Annotated in this window: 18 protein-coding genes; 10 read left to right on the forward strand and 8 right to left on the reverse strand. The window is 37.4% G+C overall.

Features of this window, described 5'->3' with window-relative positions:
• Window position 1: 1 nt before the first annotated feature.
• The 3 genes from GJU32_RS13485 to GJU32_RS13495 form a co-directional block, all read right to left on the reverse strand.
• Complete coding sequence (locus GJU32_RS13485; RefSeq protein ID WP_155592479.1) at window positions 2-3784, reverse strand: DEAD/DEAH box helicase; 3783 nt, start codon at window positions 3782-3784, stop codon at window positions 2-4.
• Window positions 3785-3896: 112 nt separating this feature from the next.
• The gene (locus GJU32_RS13490; protein WP_155592480.1) at window positions 3897-4451 is read right to left on the reverse strand and encodes an NADPH-dependent FMN reductase; all 555 of its coding nucleotides are present in this window, start codon (window positions 4449-4451) and stop codon (window positions 3897-3899) included.
• Window positions 4452-4584: 133 nt separating this feature from the next.
• On the reverse strand, window positions 4585-5412 hold the full coding sequence (locus GJU32_RS13495; RefSeq protein ID WP_155592481.1) for an oxidoreductase: 828 nt from the start codon (window positions 5410-5412) through the stop codon (window positions 4585-4587).
• A gap of 247 nt (window positions 5413-5659) precedes the next feature.
• Here GJU32_RS13495 and GJU32_RS13500 point away from each other — a divergent pair, with 247 nt between their 5' ends.
• From GJU32_RS13500 to GJU32_RS13520, 5 genes are all read left to right on the forward strand, one after another.
• Window positions 5660-6706: a PseG/SpsG family protein gene (locus GJU32_RS13500; RefSeq protein ID WP_155592482.1), complete on the forward strand. Its 1047-nt coding sequence runs from the start codon at window positions 5660-5662 to the stop codon at window positions 6704-6706.
• A gap of 190 nt (window positions 6707-6896) precedes the next feature.
• Window positions 6897-7082, forward strand: coding sequence for an SE1832 family protein (locus tag GJU32_RS13505; RefSeq protein WP_155592483.1), 186 nt, complete (start codon window positions 6897-6899; stop codon window positions 7080-7082).
• A gap of 34 nt (window positions 7083-7116) precedes the next feature.
• Window positions 7117-8682, forward strand: coding sequence for an ABC-F family ATP-binding cassette domain-containing protein (locus GJU32_RS13510; protein WP_155592484.1), 1566 nt, complete (start codon window positions 7117-7119; stop codon window positions 8680-8682).
• Window positions 8683-9259: 577 nt separating this feature from the next.
• Complete coding sequence (gene spx, locus GJU32_RS13515) at window positions 9260-9664, forward strand: transcriptional regulator Spx (RefSeq protein WP_155592485.1); 405 nt, start codon at window positions 9260-9262, stop codon at window positions 9662-9664.
• Window positions 9665-9687: 23 nt separating this feature from the next.
• Window positions 9688-10134, forward strand: coding sequence for a MarR family winged helix-turn-helix transcriptional regulator (locus GJU32_RS13520; RefSeq protein WP_155592486.1), 447 nt, complete (start codon window positions 9688-9690; stop codon window positions 10132-10134).
• Window positions 10135-10254: 120 nt separating this feature from the next.
• On the opposite strand, the gene GJU32_RS13525 is transcribed toward GJU32_RS13520, so the two are convergent.
• Window positions 10255-10803 (reverse strand): RNA polymerase sigma factor, encoded by a 549-nt coding sequence (locus GJU32_RS13525; RefSeq protein ID WP_155592487.1) that lies wholly within the window; start codon window positions 10801-10803, stop codon window positions 10255-10257.
• Window positions 10804-11118: 315 nt separating this feature from the next.
• Window positions 11119-12246 (reverse strand): LuxR C-terminal-related transcriptional regulator, encoded by a 1128-nt coding sequence (locus tag GJU32_RS13530; RefSeq protein ID WP_155592488.1) that lies wholly within the window; start codon window positions 12244-12246, stop codon window positions 11119-11121.
• A gap of 194 nt (window positions 12247-12440) precedes the next feature.
• On the opposite strand from GJU32_RS13530, the gene GJU32_RS13535 reads away from it, so the two are divergent.
• The 4 genes from GJU32_RS13535 (at window position 12441) to GJU32_RS13550 (ending at window position 15510) form a co-directional block, all read left to right on the forward strand.
• On the forward strand, window positions 12441-13196 hold the full coding sequence (locus GJU32_RS13535; RefSeq protein WP_155592489.1) for an SDR family NAD(P)-dependent oxidoreductase: 756 nt from the start codon (window positions 12441-12443) through the stop codon (window positions 13194-13196).
• Between the two features lie 20 nt (window positions 13197-13216).
• Window positions 13217-13960 carry an SDR family NAD(P)-dependent oxidoreductase gene (locus GJU32_RS13540; RefSeq protein WP_155592490.1) on the forward strand — a complete coding sequence of 248 codons (744 nt, stop codon included), beginning with the start codon at window positions 13217-13219 and terminating at the stop codon, window positions 13958-13960.
• A 153-nt stretch (window positions 13961-14113) separates the two neighbouring features.
• On the forward strand, window positions 14114-14719 hold the full coding sequence (locus GJU32_RS13545) for a TetR/AcrR family transcriptional regulator (RefSeq protein WP_155592491.1): 606 nt from the start codon (window positions 14114-14116) through the stop codon (window positions 14717-14719).
• A 134-nt stretch (window positions 14720-14853) separates the two neighbouring features.
• A complete protein-coding gene (locus GJU32_RS13550) occupies window positions 14854-15510 on the forward strand; it encodes a DJ-1/PfpI family protein (RefSeq protein ID WP_155592492.1) in 657 nt (218 codons plus the stop codon).
• Between the two features lie 271 nt (window positions 15511-15781).
• Here the strand turns inward: GJU32_RS13550 and GJU32_RS23610 are convergent, their stop codons facing one another.
• A complete protein-coding gene (locus GJU32_RS23610; protein ID WP_196426699.1) occupies window positions 15782-18718 on the reverse strand; it encodes an S-layer homology domain-containing protein in 2937 nt (978 codons plus the stop codon).
• 519 nt (window positions 18719-19237) lie between these two features.
• On the opposite strand from GJU32_RS23610, the gene GJU32_RS13560 reads away from it, so the two are divergent.
• A complete protein-coding gene (locus GJU32_RS13560; RefSeq protein WP_155592494.1) occupies window positions 19238-20620 on the forward strand; it encodes a dipeptidase in 1383 nt (460 codons plus the stop codon).
• 60 nt (window positions 20621-20680) lie between these two features.
• Here the strand turns inward: GJU32_RS13560 and GJU32_RS13565 are convergent, their stop codons facing one another.
• Both GJU32_RS13565 and GJU32_RS13570 read right to left on the reverse strand, forming a co-directional pair.
• Window positions 20681-21253, reverse strand: coding sequence for a nitroreductase family protein (locus tag GJU32_RS13565; RefSeq protein WP_155592495.1), 573 nt, complete (start codon window positions 21251-21253; stop codon window positions 20681-20683).
• Window positions 21254-21350: 97 nt separating this feature from the next.
• The gene (locus GJU32_RS13570; protein ID WP_155592496.1) at window positions 21351-21845 is read right to left on the reverse strand and encodes an amidase domain-containing protein; all 495 of its coding nucleotides are present in this window, start codon (window positions 21843-21845) and stop codon (window positions 21351-21353) included.
• Between the last annotated feature and the right edge of the window lie 76 nt (window positions 21846-21921).

Raw genomic sequence — 21921 nt, forward strand, 5'->3', positions numbered from 1 at the left:
TCTAAATCACCAATCCTTCATGATTACGCAAGCCTTCGTAGGATTTCACTGTATTTAATAAATTCGTATACATCTCTCTTGTTTCTTGATGTTTCGCACGTTTTGCAAACATTTCTGCACTTCCTACAAGTAGTAGTAACTCACGGGCACGAGATAGCGCGACATTTAAGCGACGATAATCTCTTGCAAAGCCGATGTCTCCACCTTTAGGTGTATTACGTACCATACTCACTAGAATTACATCCATTTCCATCCCCTGGAATTTGTCGACAGTCCCTGTTCTAAACTGCAAATGTGGTAGTTGTAATTCCTGCTGAAGGAGACGATTTATTTTCTTTACCTGCTCCCCATAGAAACTAATTACACCAACGCTCTTCTGTGCATCGTGCGGCATACGCCCTGCTTCTTTTGCTGCCTTCACTGCATCATTTAGGTCTAGCAAAATACGACGAATTGTTTGTAGTTCTCCTTCATTGTAGCGACTCGTTCCACCTTTTACTTGCTCCTCTAGATAAGGTCTTTCAGTTGGAATATCAATCCATAGCAAATGGTCATCACGCTTTACAAATTGCCCCTCTAGGCCATGATCTCTTGCTACATCTGAGTTTGGTAAGCCACATTGCAAGCCACTTTCTTCTTCTGCATAAAATGGTGTAATACTTTGCATTATTTTTTCATGCATGCGGTATTGTAGTGCTAGCATTTGCTTATGTGTTTGAGGCAAATTATTAAATAAGCGCTCAAATAACGATTCACGCAACAGATTTTTTAATTCCTGTGCGCCCTCAAAATTCGGATTTTCTTCCAGCATCGACTTCAATGTTTCCTCCAGCGTATCATCCCCAAGTAGTGGCGGTAGCTGATGATGATCACCTACTAAAATAACCTTTTTCCCCTTAAGCATTGGTAAAAGTAGTTCTGGTGGAGTTGCCTTAGATACTTCATCAATAATGACCACATCAAAGGTTGGATAATTTTCCATAAACTCTTTACTTGCTGAAGCTACACATGTTGTACCTATAACGTTCGCATGACGCACATACAATTTTCGAATTTCGTCTAAATCATATTCTGTTGCGTTTTGTAGCTTTTCACGCCATTGCTCCTGTAGTTTTTTGCGAATTGGTAGTTGTTTTTCCTGACGTTGTAATGCTTCGAACTCTTGGTTGGAAGTTTGAATAGCTTCCATAACCTCTTCAGCTGTTCGTTCTGGCGTAGATTGTAAAAGCTTTGTATAGGCTGTTAGTTGCTTTTCTTTCTTCAAGCCAGCAATATTAATTTCCTTTATACGTTCTTCCATTTGTGTTAGCTGCTGCTCTATTTCCTGTAAACTTGTTTTGACAGTGTGTAGAGATGCTTGCTTTGGAACGAGTTGTACTTTAGCCTGTTCCACTGCTTCAAGCTGCTGCTTTGCTTGTTGAAGAGTCTCTCCTGATTGTGCTACAAGAATTTTTAAATACTCGACAGATTCATCAGGCTCCTTAGCAATTTGGAAGGTACTTGCTAATTGTTGCAAACGCTCTGTATGCTGTAAAAATGGTTGGAGTTGACGCTGTATACTTTGCACATCAAAGCTAGTTATTGCACATTCCTGATGAATTGAAGCTACGAGATTTTTACGAAAAGATTCATATTCCTGGTCTTTATGCTCCTGTTGTTGCTTTAGTGCTACCCCCTTTTGCCAAACGAAATCCCGACGCATATATAAACCAAGCAAATAACTCTCTATGACATCATTTGCTGGTGATTGTCCGTCTTGAAAAACCGTGTTTAACTGTGCGAAAACACCTGTAAGGTTTTGCAAAGAAAACGATTGGACAGGTTGTAATCTACTTTTAGCAAAAGCGCGCTCCCTCACTTCATGAGCAACCAAAACCTCTAGTTTTGCGATTGCCTTTTGTAGACGAGCATTGATGGTTGACCATGCCTCTAAATCTTTCGCATCTTCTAAATGCTGTAAGCGACTGATTTGCTGCGAAAGTACATGCGAAGGATGAATTTGATAATGTTGTAAAAAACGTTGGATCAGTTCGAAAGAAGTTAATGTGTGAATATACTTTTGCGCTTCCTTCATGATGACTAGACGATTGCTTTCAATCTCATATTTATGTTGGATATCCTGATATTGCTCTGTTAACTGCTGCTTTTGCTCTTGCAATTCTTTATATTGTGCAGCAGCCTCTAGTTGTTCCATTTTTTTTGTAGTTTCCTGAACAATAAGCTGCAGTTGCTCTACAGAAGAGCTTTCTGAAAGTGTCTGTTCAAGCTGCTGTACAATAGGATCGATTTGTGCGAACTGTTTCTCATAATGCTCTTTTTGTGCTTCACATGTCTGTTGCTCTGTTTTAGCAGCTTTCAATTCTTTTTTTAATGCTTGAATCTCTTGCTGTAAAATGGGTTCTTCGATAGTCGCCTGCTCTTTTGCAGCAATTTCCTGTGTTAATTCCTCTAGCCATTTTTCTAATTTCTCTAGCTCATCTTTTGCTTTTACAAGATTTTCTTTTAGCTCTTGCTCACGTTCTGGAAATACTTTTATTGCCTCTTCAATCGCTGCAAGTGTTTGTTCACGCCACTGGAGAGCAACATTTTCCTCTATAAATTTTTTGCCTTCTTCCTCAATACTTTCCGTTCTTCCATAGCGTAAAATTCGAATTTCTTGATTGGATAACAAACGACCTAACGCGTTATCGACTGCTAAATTTGATTGTGATGCAACAAGGGTTTTTAAGCCTGCCTTGACATTTTGCTGACAAATCTCTGAGATTACAGTCGTTTTGCCCGTACCAGGTGGACCTTGTATGACATATAAATCCTCAACAGATAATGCACCTAAAACAGCTCGTCGTTGATATTCATTTAAATTATTTTGAAACTCAATATTCTCCTGTAACTTGGACGCTCGGACTGTTGGTCTCCGTTCGAACAAGATTGTCTCTAAATTAGGGTTAACTGCCTCACCCTTCTCTAGCTTTGTGAAACCATTGCGTAGCCTTCGAATTTGACTTAATGTCGCAAAATTACTAAAGCTCACTTGTTTTGAACGGAGGTTAAGCTGATCCTTGCGAGCTAAATCCTGTATGAAAGGTTTTAAATCAATTTCAACCGTTTGCTTTCCAGCATTGGTCTTTAATACTTGCCCAATCTCACCACGAACCCCTTGAATACTTACACTTAATCCTTCTAACTGTTTCCACTCTTTACTCTTTATGTAGGGACATATAATGGTTAAGCGTGTAAAATCTTCATTGAAATAGCTTTGTTTAAATTCTGTTTGAATATCATCGATAGTCGCATCGCGTTCTTGAATCTTTAAATAGCCTTCCCAACTGGCTATGCGTTTTTTAACATATTCTGTACGCTCTTCCGCTATTGGTAGCTGTCTTATCTTTGTATGAAGCTCCAGTGGAATACCTGCTCCATTGTTTGGTTTCGTAACTAATTGTAATGCGGCTGCTAAGCGCCGATTTGTATTGATAGGACCGCGCATATGAACAAAACGAATATTTGTTGCCAGCAATCCTTCTAGCTTTAGCACACAATCCATGATGACCGTTTTTCCCGCCAGAATATCGCTTAATTTCTCATTGTCCTCAGCGTTAAAATAGATAGATAAAAAGGTTTCACCAACTGTTTTCGCTTTCCGCTTTTCAATATAGACAGTAAACGATCTTTGTAACGCAAAAAAGGCATGCTCGTTTGCTGAGCATTCCTCTACCGCTTCTTTCGCCTTATTGGTCAAAATAAGACTACAGCGTTGTTTTTCTAGTAAAGCGATGTCCTGCATGAGCCGCCCTCCCTCCTGTGTCACTAAAGTTTTATTTTATCACATCCTAAATGAATACTTACAAAGAAAAATCCCCTGCACAGTGATTTCTTACCACCGTACAAGGGTTATATTAATGTTGATCAATCGTTTCTTTCGGCAAGCTTTTACTCATTACGCAATACTGAACAAATACACGTGCTAATTCACGTAAACGATTATGAACATCTTCATCTATAATTTTATTATCTGCATCAAAATGTGATGTGTGTGTGTATACATAGTTAGGTGTTACAAGGGCACGGAAATAGTCTAAAATAGGCTTTAATTGATTTTCTACTACTAGGTGATGCTGGTATGTGCCACCGTTTGCAACAATGGAAACGGGCTTATAACGCATCGTTTTAGGATGTAAAAAGTCAAAAGCATTTTTCAAAACACCTGGTATGGACGCTTGGAAAATAGGCGTTGCAATTATATAAGCGTCTGCTTCCTCAAATTGTTGAATCATTTTTTTCATATCATCATTTAATGGAGAGCCATCCACAATTTGATGCTTATATTGATTAAAATGCATCATTTCTAAGTCGAAACTAGCATCTAATTCTTTAATATATTGTTCCACTTGCTCTAAAATAGCACCAGTTTTACGACCAAACATAGTGCCATCAACGAGTAAAATTTTCATCTTTACTTTGCCTCCACATTCATCTTCTACAATAATATTGTAACAAATGAAAAGTGGCTCGAAAAGGATTGTCGTAAGTATAGAGGTAAATTCAGTCTTTAGGCGGAACGTCGAAAACAAAACGATACCTACATTATTTTTTCTCCTGATCACGATGTCGGAAATGGACTTCCTTATCAACAACTGTTTCATCAAGCTTATATTTATCTCGATTAATAACAACATCACGATTTACTTTCTCGTCTTCTTGAAGCTTATCCCAATTAAATAACGTCTTCCTCGAAACATCCTCTTTTGGCGTTTCAGGATATTCTAATGCTATCAATTCATTTGAAGGATAAATAGTAACTGGCTGCTGCTTACCATATAGTGCAATGATAATCATAGCCTTTGCCACTTGTGAAGCTTCAATTGCTCTTGAGCGTTTTAAAGGTCCTATTAATAAAGGCTGCGCAAACTTTAATACTTTTTCTCCTACTTTTTCCCCTAAACGAAATTCATCTCGATCTCCTACTAAGAGTGATGGTCGTATAATAGAAAGCCTTTGTAAGTCCAGCTCCACTAAATCATGTTCAAGCTTTCCTTTAACTCGATTATAGTAAAATGGAGAGTTCTCATTAGCCCCCATCGCAGTTATGACGAGAAAATGAGGGATACCACGCTTTTTGGCTAAAGAAGCAATCGCTAATGGATATTCAAAATCGACCTTTTCGAACACTTCACGCGAACCGGCTTTTTTTATGGTTGTACCTAAGCAGCAATACAATTCGTGAGCAAATTCAATATCTTGTTCTTCTATCCTATCAAATTCACGAATTTTCACTTCTAACTTCGGGTGTGTAAAAGTTGGCTTTCTCCGAGCAATTACTGTCACTGAAACATATTCATCATTTTCACATAATTGCTCAACAAGAGAAGACCCTGTTAAACCAGTTGCCCCTACAACAATCGCTGCACGCATTTCTTCCACCTCCTGGTAAATACTTATATTTACACTAAATGTATTTTGTGGATAAATCTAAGTTATGTACCTTAACTCACTATATATATCGACCATTTCCTTAATGATTCAAAAGTTATTTATGGTCACCTAAAGATAGTTATTTAGAAGATTCTCCTAAAGTCATCATTCATCAAATCCTAAATTTTACACATACTTGCTCTTTCTTCGCCATAGTTTAAAGAGACAGAGAAAGGATGGGATACATTTGCAAAAAGAAACTCAAGCAATTGAACCAAAAAAAACGATTGTTTTCATTATTGAAAGCTGTATTGATAAAGGGCTGTATCCTTTTGAACGGGTTTCAACATTAGCTAAGCTACTTACCGATGAGAGAGTGTTTATATTTGTAAAGACCCCTTCAAATGACGAAATTCAAATTTTAATGAACGAAGGTCTTTCTCCTATTTTATTCGACCACTTTAACGAATTACCTAAGCAAATCAAAGGAATTCAACCTGATTTAATCGTTAGAGATGGCCGTAATTCTGAAGGCTGGCAAGTACAGGATTTACGACCTTTCTGCAAAACAATTATTCACTTTGATGATTTTGGTGAAGGTGGTCAAGCCTGTGATTGCGTATTACTAGCACTCTATCAAGAAGTTAAAGATTATTTGCCGTCGCATTATATTGGCGGAAGCTTTGTTTTTGCATTACCAGATGCATATCAACACTTTGACGACTTACCTGAAAGCAAAACACCTGAAAATCCTCCCCATATAGTTGTTGCTTTTGAAGATGGGGACGAGCATAATCTAACCTACCGAACACTTCGACACTTAACACAACTACAAATTCCATTACAAATTACAGTTATGATTGATGATAGCTATCGACATGCAACAGATGACTTGCAAATGATGGTACTTAGTCGTCGTAATACTGCCATTCTTCGTGATAAAAATGCACTCCTCAAACTATTACCAAAAGCTGATGTCATTATCTGTAATGCAAATTACACGCCTTATAAAATTGCCTCTTATGGTGTGCCATGTATTACACTTGCACAAACTGAAGCGGAGCTATTACATGCTTTCCCACGGGAGCATAACGGCTTCATCCATCTTGGACTTGGTCGCAAGATGAAGCAATCACAAATTCAAAATGCCGTTATGGAGTTTCTTTTACATGAAGCTCGCAGTGAGCGGTCCGTAAAAAAACAACGACAACTCAATCTCGCTAGCAACAATGAAACGCTCCAGGCATTACTTTTAGATTTTGCGTATGATCGACACAATATCGCTTCTACTTAGTGCTACTTCGAAGATGATTATGATACAATATATAAGAATTTTTCACTTCTCCCCTTCTTACGGGAGTTGAAACATAAGTGAATTCAACCAGTACCCAATTGATTTTAATGAATAAGCGGTGGGGATGAGCAAAACCCCCATCGCTTTTACACGCATTCACTATACAAATTCTCATTAAGGAGTAATCATCATGCCAACAAAAAGTGATATTGAATACCAAATTAGAGAGTTAAAAATGGACTATATCAATTTACAAGGTGATATTGAAAAATTGGAGTCTACAGGACACAACGATCAGGTTGCAAAAGCAGAGCAACGCCTTGCAAATATGGAAACTACGCTAGCAGAGCTAAACAAGCAGCTTGCAGAACTTTAAAATATAAACATGGAAGACAGTTGGAGGAACATATATGGCAATATTAACAGTTGAAAATTTAGGTCATTCTTTCGGTGATCGTACACTCTTTAAAGATGTATCGTTTCGATTAGTAGAAGGTGATCATATTGGTCTTGTAGGAGCTAATGGTGTGGGTAAATCAACATTAATGGGCATCATTACAGGACAAACAATCCACGACACAGGAAAAGTTGAATGGCTTCCTGGTACACATTATGGCTATTTAGATCAGCATACAGTATTAACTGCTGGTAGAACGATGCGTGAAGTTTTGCGCGATGCCTTTCTACCATTATATAAAAAAGAAGAAGAACTGAATGAAATTACAGGTAAGATGGCAGAGGCAACACCTGAAGAATTAGAAGTTTTGTTAGAACAGATGGCAGAAGTTCAAGATGCATTAGATGCAGGAGATTTCTATTCACTTGATATGAAAATCGAAGAAGTTGCACGTGGTCTTGGTCTTGATGCTATTGGCTTAGAGCGTGATGTTGCTGCTCTTTCTGGTGGACAACGCACAAAGGTATTACTAGCTAAGCTATTATTAGAAAAACCAAGAGTACTTTTACTAGATGAGCCAACGAACTATCTGGATGAGGAACATATTACTTGGCTAAAGAACTATTTAAAGAACTATCCATATGCATTCCTCTTAATTTCACATGATACAGAATTTATGAACGAAACGGTGGATGTCATCTTCCAACTCGAGTTTTCAAAATTAACTCGTTATACAGCAACATACGAAAAATTCTTAGAGCTTGCTGAAATCAATAAACGCCAGCATATTGATGCTTATGAAAAGCAACAGGACTTTATTAAGAAACAAGAAGACTTTATTGCAAAAAATAAAGCACGTTACTCCACTACGGGTCGTGCAAAATCTCGTGCCAAGCAACTTGATCGTTTAGAACGAATTGACCGCCCAGAAACGGCTGTAAAGCCAGAATTCGGTTTTAAGGAAGCACGTTCTTCTAGTCGCTATGTTGTAGAGGCAGAGAACTTAGTTATTGGTTACGATAAAGACAAGCCATTACTTCCTCCACTAACTTTTGCTATTGAACGCGGTGAAAAGATTGCTCTAGTTGGTATGAATGGTGTGGGTAAATCAACATTACTAAAAACAATGCTAGGCAAAATTAACCCTCTTGGTGGGCAAGTAGTTCGAGGTGATTACCTTTCTCCATCCTACTTTGAACAAGAGGTAAAAGCAGAAAAAATCACACCGATTGATGATGTTTGGAATGCCTTCCCTTCTATGGAGCAGGCCCAAGTACGTGCGGCTTTAGCAAGAGCTGGTCTAAAAACTGACCATATTACACGTCCACTCAATTCGCTATCTGGTGGAGAGCAAGCGAAAGTTCGTTTATGTAAATTAATGATGGAAGAAGCGAACTGGCTTCTTTTTGACGAGCCGACAAACCATTTAGACGTAGACGCAAAAAATGAACTAAAACGTGCCATGAAAGAATTTAAAGGCACAATTGTACTAGTAAGCCACGAACCAGATTTCTATGACGGACTCGCAACAAAAGTCTGGAATGTTCAAGATTGGTTCACTTCTGGACAACAAAGCTAACACAAATCTTCTTAGAGGGCAGCCCCCAAATGTTATGGGGCTGCTCTTTTTAATTTTTTTTATTTTTTATGCATAACTAGCTGCATTTAAACATACTATAATCAGTGGACTAACAATTTACACTTATATTCATTCATACTATTTCACTCCTACAAGACAAGCCTATAGTTCTAATAGTTCCTATTAACTCTCTATTCAAATACGCATTTGGATGATGGCGTCTAGTTTTTTCAAGCTAAATACGTAGAAGTTAACCTGGAACTGTCACGTCCTATGAAATCCGCCGGCCGCTTTGGGGCAACATGATGTTGGTCACACCGTCTTTGCCACAGGACATGGCGCTTTTTGACGGCGTTCCCCTATTTCTTACATCATTGTAAGCTGAATGAATGAAACTTTTTAGCTGTTCTCTTCGTATATTTTAATATAGCTGAAAAAGTATCATTTCGATTGAGAATTTTTTCAATTAACTATTGATTTATGTATAGCTTACTAGTAAGATATATATATAAACTATATAACTTACTGATAAGATATTTATAAAATATAATCTTAAAAAGAAAGCGAGGAATGAAGAATGACAGTTACAATTTACTCACAAGCGAGCTGTTCTTCATCCAGAAAAGCACTTAAATGGTTAAAAGATCACAGTATTGAATATAAAGAAAAACGTATCACTTCTCACCCACTTACACTTGCAGAATTCAAAGAAATTCTAAGCATGACTGAAGATGGCACAGATGAAATTATTGCAACAAACTCAAATGATTTTAAAAACTTAAATATTGATATCGACCAGCTTTCTATTCAAGAGCTATTTGCCATTATCCAAGCACACCCAAGAATGTTGCGCAGCCCTATTATTATAGATGAAAAACGCATTCAAGTTGGCTACAATGAGATGGACATCCGTCGTTTTATCCCACGTAAAGTACGTGCTTACGAATTAAATGCGATGACAAGATTGGCACAAGAAAGTTAAAACAGTTTTGGAGATGACCTTCTATGGATCAAGAAAAACAAAAAGCCATTACCTCGTTGTTTGAAGTTGTTTCATCTATTGAGCGTAAGTGGGCAAACGAGTGGAATAATCATAATGTACTCGGCTTTTCAAAATCCCATATTTTAATTTTAGACTACTTATCGCAGGAGGGCCCAAAACGCCCTTCTGCTATTGCTGAGCGGTTAAAAGTAACGACCGGTGGGGTCACAGTTTTAACAACTAAGCTTATTAATGCTGGTTTTATTGAAAAAACGCAGCATGCAACAGACCGAAGAGCTTCTCAATTGGTCATTACAGCTGAAGGTGAAATTATTTTAAAAGAGTCTCGTCAACAAGTTAGTGAAATTATTAACAATATGTTTGGCATGCTCACAGCAGAGGAACTGCAAACATTACGAACTATTTTTTCTAAATGTCTATTGGATGTTGAGACAAATCGACCAGAATAAACAAATGAATACAAAATTAAAAAGATGCATCGCAATCAGTTTGCGAGTGCATCTTTTTTTAGATTAGTCGAACGAATACTTCCGTCTAAGTACTTGTGGTGTGCGACCAATCTGCTTTTATTATGCAGGTAGCACAGATTCCACAATTGCTGTATCAGACATGAGCATTTCTTTTAATCGAGCCTTTGCACGGAATAAACGGGATTTCACAGTACCAATGGAAACTTTCATAATCGTAGAGATTTCTGCAAGTGAATATTGGTCTATGTAGAAATACCATAACGTTTTTCGATAGATGGCATCTAATTGTTCCATTTTATCTTGCACTAATTTTGTTACAATGTCCTTTTCAATTTTTTCTTCCGTCGAAATATCATTATTGGGAACCAAATCTAAAATTGGTACGTCTAATGTTTCAGGTTGGTTCATCATATATTTGCTTCTACGTACTTTTTTACGATAGCGATCTCTGAATGTGTTCATTGTAATAGTTGTTAACCAAGCTTTAATATGCTCTACTTCAGCAACGCTGTCTTCATAACGTACAACCTTAACCCAAACTTCTTGCATTAAATCTTCAGCTTCTACATTATTGCGAGTTAGTTTTAAACATAAGTGATATATATAACGATTGTATTCCTCGTATACGCCTTCTAATTTTTCATTCATTGTGTATGCCTCCGCTTCTTGTTCTTGCTTCTATACACATTCTCGCAAAATAATGTATTACACTCTATCGCATTGGCTTTCAATTTCATTACAATCGTGTAAGCTTAATCGCTTTTGCTTGTAATATTCGTAAAAATTGTTTTACTACTATATTACTTTCCCAACAAAAGAGCACTTAACGACAATACTTCTCTATTTTCATCATTATATTTTCAATAATAATTATTATCAGAAAATTTAATGGAAATTTATTAGGATATGGAGATACAAAAAAATGCACTCCTAACAGACTTTTCGTAGGAGTACATTCGTGTGCTAACTCAGCATCCCTAAACGAAAAGCTGAGGCAACGACCTGTGTTCGATTTTTTGCTTTGAGCTTTGTCATAAGACTACTTACATAATCCCTGACCGTATGCTCACTTAAAAATAGTAAACCACCAATTTTTTTATTATCGTACCCTTCAGCAAGCAAGCCAAGTATCATCGACTCCCTTTCCGTTAAATGAAGCTCAGTGTTTTTTTCTACCTTTTCTCCCTTACGTGATAAAAATAAGCCCAAACGCTTCCCTACTTCTTCTAGGAGCGAAAGTTCTTCCTTTGTACAATCAAACCCCTCCCCTAGTTGATCAAAAGTCAGCCATCCAAATAATTGATCGCGTCGCATAATTGGGATAAAAATAATAGAAGATAAATTAAATAATTTGATATGCTCATCTTTCACGTAATTTTTAGGATTTTTTAAATAAATGGGTTTCCTTGAACTAAGTATGGCGTTTTCCCCAGTCAAATGCCCTTTCATACTTTGCACCTTAGACAGCTCTGCCCCAATAACCCCGTAAAATTGATTGGACCATGGTACATATGCGTAAAACACACATCTTTTATAATTAAAATACTCTTCACATTTTTTTAAAATATGAGCTAAGTCCTGATAGCCTGAGGAACTGATGAGCAATTTATCGAGCTTATCTAATAATTGTAGATACCTCAATCCTTTATTTTCTGTAGTATTGCTAGTTTTGTTTTCTTCCTCACAGTCATAGTACAACCGGACTAAAAACGTAAATATCGAGAGTACATACATTAATATGGCATTCGTTCTACTACTTTTTTGCTGAATCATAAAGGTAATCAATGATTTTTCAAAAATTAATTGAAATAAGTTAAAGCTTTTCCTATCAATAATGGATATCTGTGATTGAAGCCATGTAGTAAAAAAATACTTATAATCATCATTTAATTCTTCAATGTTTGTCTGAGACATTAAACGTAGAAACGAATCTAGTAGCATTGCTGCCCTTTTTCGATCTGCTTCGGAAATAGAAGGTTCTAGATTGAGGTAAATAGTCGTATTTTCTTCGATTTGTTTATTATGAATTTTAATAAATAACACAAATTCTTGAAGTGTCACTTCTTCAAAGGACTGGAATGGATGCGTCATAGGAATTTCTTCTCCTTCACACTAAAAATACCCCTATAAATGGAGGATATTCACTCACTATATTATACAGCATCTTATAGGATAGTATTTCAAAATGAAAGGAGTAAGATGAAAGTATCGCTAAAACACAGCGGAATACTTTTGAATCCTAAGGTAACCATATAACCAGAAATAATGAAAGGTGCGTGCTTGAAATGAGACTGGAAAATAAAGTAGCCATTATTACAGGTGGAGGTACAGGAATCGGGAAAGAAACTGCACTATTATTTGCTAAAGAAGGAGCTAAAGTAGTCATAACTGATATAAACGAACAATCTGGTAACGATACAGTCCGTGGTATCCAAGCTATTGGCGGTGAAGCATTATTTGTACGTCATGATGTTAGCAACGAGGATGACTGGAAAAAGGTCGCAGATGAAACAATAAAAACATTTAACAAAGTGGATATTCTTTTCAATAATGCAGGTATCTATATTATTAAACCACTTGCAGAAATCGAACTATCTGACTGGAATCGCTTAATGTCCATCAATGTAACAGGTGTCTTCCTTGGTATGAAACATATTATGCCGCTTATGGCTAAACAAAATAAGGGCTCTGTTATTAATGCGTCTTCCATTGCTGGTTTAACAGGTGCTGCTGGACACGTATTATACGGAGCTAGTAAAGGGGCCGTTCGCATTATGACAAAAGATGCTGCAATGGAATATGCTCCATATGGTGTACGCGTAAACTCTATCCATCCAGGATACATTGATACAGGTATGGCAGACTATGCATCAGCAACTACTGGAAGCTCTAAAGATGAATTAGGGAAAAGCATTTTCCCATTAGGTCGTTTAGGTTCTGTTAAAGAAGTAGCACAAACAGTATTATTTTTAGCGTCTGATGAGTCTTCCTTCTCAACAGGTGCAGAATTCGTCATTGATGGCGGAGCAACAGCAAAATAACAATAAAGGTGGTCATCTATATGAAACTACAAGATAAAGTAGCAATCGTAACAGGCGGTGCTAGCGGTATCGGTGAAGCAACCGTTCGTCTTTTTGCACAAGAAGGCGCTAAAGTAGTCATCGCTGATTTCTCTGAGCGAGGACAAAGCATCTCAGAAGAATTAAATAATAGTGGTTTTGATACACTCTTCGTGAAAACAGATGTAACAAATGAAGAAGACATTAAAAACATGATTAATGAGACAGTGAATAAATACGGTAAACTTGATGTTATGTATGCGAATGCAGGCGTAGCTGACGATGCACCAGCACATGAGTTATCTTTCGAAAAATGGAAAAGAACAATTGATATTAATTTATCAGGTGTATTTCTTTCTGATAAATATGCGATTGAACAGTTCCTTGCTCAAGGTACGGGTGGCGTTATTGTCAACGCTGGTTCCATCCATAGTTTTGTTGCCTTACCAAATCCAACAGCCTACTCATCTGCAAAAGGTGGCGTAAAATTATTAACACAAAACCTATGTACCGCTTATGCTAAACAGGGTATTCGCGTAAATGCGGTATGCCCAGGTTATATCGACACACCTCTACTGGCTGAAGTAGATGCTCAAAAGAAAGAATATTTAGCATCCCTTCACCCACAAGGCCGTCTTGGTAAACCAGAAGAAATAGCGAAAGCTGTTCTATTTTTAGCAAGTGATGACGCAAGCTTTGTCAACGGTACAACACTTCTTGTTGATGGCGGTTATACTGCTCACTAATTAATAGTAAAAGATCTGATTTCGAAAAAATATCGAATTCAGATCTTTTTTTATTGAAATCAATTGGAGTAGCTTAAGTAACATGACAGAATCTCTTAACCAGTATGCTATACTGATTCTATTATTAATATTGTACAAAACGGAGGAATTTCAATGAATAAGGAAGATCAAACACGCGATCTTATTATCCAAACTTCTCTAAAATTATTTAATAAACAAGGTTACAATCAAACTTCTATTCAAGATATTATGAATGCTACGGCATTACCTAAGGGTGCCATTTATAGACGTTTTGAAAATAAAAATGATATTGCCATTGCCTCCTTCAAATATTCTATGAGTATTATTTGGCATCATTATTTTGAAGCAATAAAGTCTAAAGTTACAGCTACAGATAAAATAATTGCTATGTTTGAAGTTTATCAAGATGCTGTTCATACCCCCCCTGTCGATGGTGGATGTCCTCTACTGAATACTGCTATAGAAAGCGATGATGGATTCCCAGAACTACATGAGATTGCTGCTAGCACACACAATGAAACTCTACTATTTTTACAATCGATTATTGAAGAAGGTATTTATTCAAAAGAATTTAAGCAAGATTTAAATTCATATTCACTCGCATCTTTTTTATTCTCTACTTTAGAGGGTGCTATAATGTCTAGTCGTTTAGCTTTGAATAATGCTCATATGAGTCACAGCATTGAACAAATAAGATTCCTTTTACAACACTACGCAGCAAAGAATCAAGAGGTTTAACATGTAAGCCTCTTGGTTTTCACTAAAATGTAATAATTATTTTGTTGAAATTACATGCATTAGCATATAAGATATTCATACAGACCGGACGGTCCGGTCTGTATGAATAATCGTAACTCAAAGGAGAGATGGTATTGAAAATCGCAATTTTACTTTACGACGGAATTACAGCATTGGATGCTATTGGCCCATACGAAGTTTTTGCAGCTACACAGCAGTGTCACGTGAAATTTGTTGCCAAAAATAAAGGACCGATTAAACTAGATTCAAATATGGGCTATTTGTATGCCGACTATAGCTTTTCTGACATTACATCTGCTGATATTCTTGTTGTTCCTGGCTGCAGTCCCCCTCACTACAAAAATCCAATGAATGATGAAGTAACGTTGGACTGGATTAAGAACATAGACCAAACAACTAAGTGGACTACATCCGTTTGCAATGGCTCTCTTATTTTAAGTGCAGCTGGTCTCTTAAATGGGATGAAAGCAACTTGTCACTGGGGTTCTTTTGAAATCCTACAATCGCTGGGAACTATTCCAACTGAGGAAAGAGTTGTTCGTCAAGATAAAATGGTCACGGCAGCTGGCGTTTCTTCTGGCATTGATATGGCTTTGCAATTAGTTGCTTGGGAGTTTGGAGACGAGCTTAGTAAAGGCGTTCAGCTAATACTGGAATACGATCCGCAGCCTCCATTTGATACAGGCTCCGTAAAAAAAGCGCCTCAACCTTTAGTTCAAGAAATTAAAACCATGCTTCAAGAGCTTTCCGAGAAAGAGCCTGTTATGTAATTCTAATAAAAGATGCTCCACTCTTAAATCATCCAGTACTAGATAAATAAAATAGCATTGTAAAACTAGACTGGCTAGTAGATCTATCTCAAATCAAATTGACAGAGACCTCCTATTCAAGGGTTGGGGCGTAACTACGTTTATCTTTTATTTGATTGCATAATAAAAGCATCCACAATTAAAACTGTGGATGCTTAGTTTTTATCTATTAATCTATGATTCATGCCGTTTAACGACTATTTACAGACAAGGAACAATCCATGCTAATATGTCACAAATGAAGCGCCCTGTATAAGAAAGCAACGAACTGTGCACGTGTTACAGGTTCATTCGGTTTAAAGCTTCCATCATCCCCTAATGCAATCCCATAATCTTCGAGTGTAGCAATGTAATCATAAGCCCAATGTGTAGTGGGAACATCTTCGAATTGACTTGGTCCTTGTGACGTCAATCCAAAGGCCAGCGCTATTATTTTTGCCATTTGAGCTCGCGTTAATGAATCGCTTGGATGGAAGGATCCATTTGATCCATCGATAATCCCTGCTTGCTGTAGTTTCATAATTGCCTCATAGTATGGATGGCTTGGTTCAACATCATTAAATGTTGTTTTCTCGCGTCTAGGTACTAATTCCAATGCACGAGTGAAAAGGATTGCAACATGCTGACGTTGTATTGAATCATTTGGACGGAATGTACCGTCTGGATAACCATTGATAATGCCACGTGGTGCCATGTCTTCTATCATTTCCTTTGCCCAGTGTGTTGAAATATCACTAAAAGTAATGGTTGGTATCGGTTGAACAGGGACTTCAGGTTCTGTTGGAATTTCTGGCTTTACTGGAATCTCTGGTGTTGGTTTAGGATTTGACCCTTGCTCTGGTGTTGGAATATATCCCCCATCGCCTCCAGAAGTACCATTTTCAAACCATTTCGCATAAAGCGTTGTATTTCCTGTCACAGTATTTTGTGTAAAATTCCATGAATTAATAAAAGTAGCCTCTTTAAACCAACCACCAAATGTATAACCTATTTTCGTTGGTGCAGTTGGTTCTGTTGTTGTTCCGTTATAGAATATATTTTGAGTCGCTACAACACTGCCTCCATTTGATTCAAATGACAATGTATAACGATTTACTTTCCACAAGGCATAAAGTGTGACATCCGAGGCATCAATAGTAAACTTGGTATTCACCACATAGTTTATCCCACTGCCATCTGCTTTTGTATTCCAACCATTAAACGTAAATCCAGTCCTCGCTAGATTACCAGTATTATCAGCTACCGTAACACTATGTCCATTCTCATAAGTTTGACTATCGACTGGTGATTGTCCTCCAGTAGCACCGTTTCCGTCGTATTTTACTGTATATTTAATCGGAGCTGTTTTAACGATGCTGAAAGTAATGGTAATTGAGTTGGCTGCTACATCTGTAACAATAAGCGTATAAGAGCCTTCTGTATCCACAGAGGTACCACTTACAAACGGATGCCCATTTAATGTTGCTGTTCCTTCGTTAAAGGTAATTGTTCTTTTCGTATTGTAGCTTGCTCCATTTACTACTCCGCTGACGATTGGAGCTGTTGTATCAATAATGAAAGAAACCGTAGTCGTGTTACCTACTGCATCCTTAACAACGAGCGTATAAGAGCCTTCTGTATCCACAGAGGTACCACTTACAAACGGATGTCCATTTAATGTTGCTGTTCCTTCGTTAAATGTAATTGTTCTTTTCGTATTGTAACTTGCTCCATTTACTACTCCGCTGACGATTGGAGCTGTTGTATCCAATATAATACTGTCTTGAATAACGATACTATTACCTGCCCGATCAATTAAACGTACATACACCGTTTTATTTCCATCTCTAGCTGGTACCGTATAGCTTTTCGTTGAACTAAAAGCTTCTACACCCGACCAATTACTATTGTTATCTGAAAATTGTATCCCTACTACATCAGTCACGCCACTATCTAAGGTTAAATTAAGCGTTACATCACGATTCGTTGTATACGCATTTCCATTATTAATAACAACAGAGCCTGTTGGCACTACCGTATCCAACGTTACAATTCTTTGATATTCTGGTGATTCATTCCCTGTACCATCAACAAGCTTAAATGACAATATTTTATCTCCGTTAGTAGCTCCTATAGCTAGCATAAAGCTTGGTACATAAGGCATCTGTGTAAAAGGATGTCCATTAACCGAATATCGGATATGTGTAATATCATTTACACCAGGAGCTGGCGTTATTGAAACAGATACACCAGTATTATTCGTATATTGGTTGCCTTGATTTACAATTACGGTTCCTGTCGGAGGTGTCTTTACTATTCGAAATTGGATCTTTTTTGTTTGACTGCCTGCTGTAACGTTTAGTGTATATGAACCTTCAGCAGTCACTTGTGTTCCACTTGTAAATGGGTTTCCATTTAACGTTGCTGTACCAACATTAAATTGCGGTGTTACATTCGTGTTGTATAGACCGCCATCTACAACACCAGTTATTTCAATGTTAGCAATTTTAGAATACGTAATAATTAAATACGGACCCAGACTGCCGTCATATGCATGATTTTCAGTCATCTGTATATAATGATCAGAATATTGTATTCCTGCTTGAGCTGCTTCTTGAGCAGTCATTCCTGAGAGAATGAAGGTTACTCTAGGATTAGCTTTCGTGGATTCCGCTGATATGTAGCTAGTAAAATCAAAGGGAGCTAGTGTAGGTTTCAGTAGGGGGACATTATTAGCTAATAACCTTGTTTGTGTAGAGCCTGAAGTTGGAGCTGGTGGCGACGTTATATTACTATCCTGTACCCAGCTATGATCTATACTAGTAGAAACTTTTAGCGAAAAATTAGTTGATGCATGAAAAGCGCCACCTGTTACAGGAATATAAAGATTTGCAGTTCCAACCTCGTATCCTGGAGGAGTTGGTGGCAAATCAAACTTAAGTAATACTTGAACCTCTACAGGATTACCAAATGTTCCCTGATAGCCTACATCAAGATATCCTAAGTTCCCATCCTCATAAACTAATTCAGCATTAACCCCTTCGTATATCATTGTTGTATCCTCTGATGCATAAATAGGTGTCGAAACGATATTGGCAGAAGCTACATCTTGACTACTAAAAATAAAGATGATTCCCATACTAACTGCCAAAGGCAGTAAACTTATAATCGAAGCTATCTTCTTTCTCACCATATATACTTCCTTTCTGTTAAATTTTCTAAAATCACATGGTAATAGTTGAATTCACATCGCATTTTGTTGCCTCAATCAATTTTTTCAGCTTGTTCATTCCTTTATTCTCATTGCATCCACATTATTCAGATGACATAAAAACTCCCTCGAAATTTTTTCACTAAATACTATATGAATCTTTTCAATTATAAAAAGGAATCTCTAATAAAAATACTGACAAATGTTAATGGTTTGACTATTAACATTTATTTTTTTATTTGATTTTGATACAAATTAGGACTCACAAACTCCCTATTGCAAAGTTGGCAATCCACAAAAGAAGACTATGGATGTCAGGCCCTAGTCTATTAGTGAATGAATTTGTATCGATTTTTAGACTAACATTACAGACTAGTGGGTTTAAAATGGGAGCGAAGCATGAATAAAATCATTAGAAACTATTGCTATAGCAAGATTCCCCAACCACATTATGCTATACTATTTCTATTATCGAAATAATAGAAAGAGGGATGTTAGATGACTAATTTACAGCAATTAGATGCTTATTTTGCAGAACATCGTGAGGCACATTTAAATGAATTGAACGAATTTTTACGAATTCCCAGTATTAGTTCTTTATCTGAGCATAAAGAAGATATCCAACATGCAGCACAATGGCTAGCCAAAGCGTTTGAAAAACTAAACCTTGAAAATATCTCTATTACACAAACTGCAGGTCATCCTGTTGTCTATGCTGATTGGTTACATGCTGAAGGTAAGCCTACTATTTTATTTTATGGTCACTATGATGTACAGCCTGTGGATCCATTAAATTTATGGGACAGTGAGCCTTTTAATCCTACAATTCGCGACAATAAGTTATTTGCACGTGGTGCTAGTGATGATAAAGGGCAAGTATTTATGCACCTAAAAATGATTGAAGCATTATTTGCTACAACAGGGACTTTACCTGTCAATGTTAAATTCATTTATGAAGGCGAAGAAGAAATTGGAAGTCCACACCTACCTGCCTTTGTTGAACAACAAAAAGAAAAATTAGCGGCAGACTTAATCTTAATTTCCGATACGGGACTATATGGTCCAGGGAAACCAGCCGTATGCTACGGATTACGCGGTTTAACGGGCATTCAAATTGATGTTCGTGGAGCTAAAGGAGATTTACACTCTGGTCTTTATGGTGGTGGCGTACAAAATGCCATTCATGCATTAGCTGAGATTTTAGCATCCTTCCGTGATGAGCATGGTACGATTCAAGTAGAAGGCTTCTACGACAATGTATTGCCGTTAACAGAAGAAGAACGCGAAGCTTATCATGCACTTGGCTTTGACGAAGAATCGGTTAAACAGGAAGTTGGCGTAAAAGAATTATTTGGTGAACAAGGGTTTTCTTATTTAGAGCGTACTTGGGCTCGTCCTACACTAGAGGTTAATGGTGTATTTGGTGGGTTCTCCGGTGAAGGCATTAAAACGGTTTTACCTGCTGAGGCTGGCGCTAAAATCACATGCCGTCTTGTTCCAAATCAAGAGCCAGACGAAATTGTAGCACTATTAAAAGCTCATGTTGAAAAATATAAACCTGCTGGTGTGGAAATCAATATTTCTGAATTTGATAAAGGCCGTCCATTCTTAACACCTTTCGATCATCCATTTATCCAAGCTGCTGGTCGTTCTTATGAAAAAGTGTATCATGTACCAACTGCTTACACACGTGGTGGAGGTTCAATCCCTATCGTAGCTGCTTTTGATGAAATTTTAGAATTGCCTGTCGTGTTAATGGGCTTTGGTTTATCAAGTGAAAACTTCCACGCTCCAAACGAGCACTTTCATTTAGAAAACTTCGATAAAGGCTTACGGGTTTTAAGTGATTATTTATACGAGGTTGCTGGATTACAAAAATAATTAACGATCAACTAAAAAATCCCCTCGCTTATATTAAGCGAAGGGATTTTTTTTGTATTATTACTCACCAAAAATCGTAACAATTTCAGCTGATGGTTTACGTTCTTTGCCTTTTGGCACTTCATCAAAATAACCAACTTGTAGCATGGCAATAACACGCTCACCTGGTTGAACTTTTAAGGCTTCGCGGAATTTTGGGTTATCCAAGAAGGCTGGAGTTTTCCAGCAAGAGCCTATTCCTCTGTCCCACGCTAGCAATTGCATATTTTGAATAAAAGAACTTGCCGCTGCATAATCTTCTAAACGTTCTTTTTGACGAGCATCCTCTGGCACAATAACAAAGGCATAGCCACCTGGTAATGTAAATTTCATCATCTGCTTCGTTAAATCTTCGCTTGAAAGCTCCTGCCATTTCGGAATTGTCAGATCGCGTAATAACTGATGAAGATTTTCTAATTCGTTGCCACAAGCTACGACTAAACGCCAAGGTTCACGGTTACCATGGTTTGGTGCCCATCCTGCATCGTCAATTATGGACATTAAATCCTCGCGATCTACCGGTTGACCATTAAACTTTTTAATGGAACGACGTTGAATAATTACATCTCTAACAGATAATTTCTTTTCGCTCATATATCTATTCTCCTTCTACACCAAGACAACATATTAGAGTTTAACTCTTCTACCTTTCACATTATCATAAAATGATATGCTTTAAAACTATCTCCTCTTAAGCGAAGCTATCGTCTATATGATAAAAAAAGTAAGTCATACTTGGCGTATAGGCAGTAGAATCCTCGTAAAAATAAGGTCGATTAATACTATCCGAAGTATGGGCATTCACATAGGGAATGCCATTTTGAATACTTGTGACAATAACAGAGTGGTCTATTCTCCCATTTCCTTGAAAATCATAAAATATCACATCCCCCAGCTCTAGCTCCTCTGCATATTGTACACGTCTGCCTTTCAAGCCAGTTGTAGAACCCTCTAAATACCATCTTAATGAATGGGAGACAGACCAGCTAAAGCTCCAATTCCCTTGCTGAATCCACCAACCTTTATCTCTGCTAGGTGCCCCCCGCATCGGTGCACCACCTGCCAGTAAGCATTGAGATATATAGTTGGTGCAATCTACATCAAAGTTCGGAAAAGCTGGATTGCGTCTGTTCCACCACAAATTAGCATACTGAACAGCAGCTTGCCTGTTATACATTTTTGCCATACATCCCCTCCTCATGCCATCATATGTCTATTCATGTATTTCTATTAGTTAGGTCCTTACTCATATTCTTATTTAA

It is taken from the genome of Lysinibacillus cavernae (assembly GCF_009724685.1).
GTDB lineage: Bacteria > Bacillota > Bacilli > Bacillales_A > Planococcaceae > Lysinibacillus > Lysinibacillus cavernae.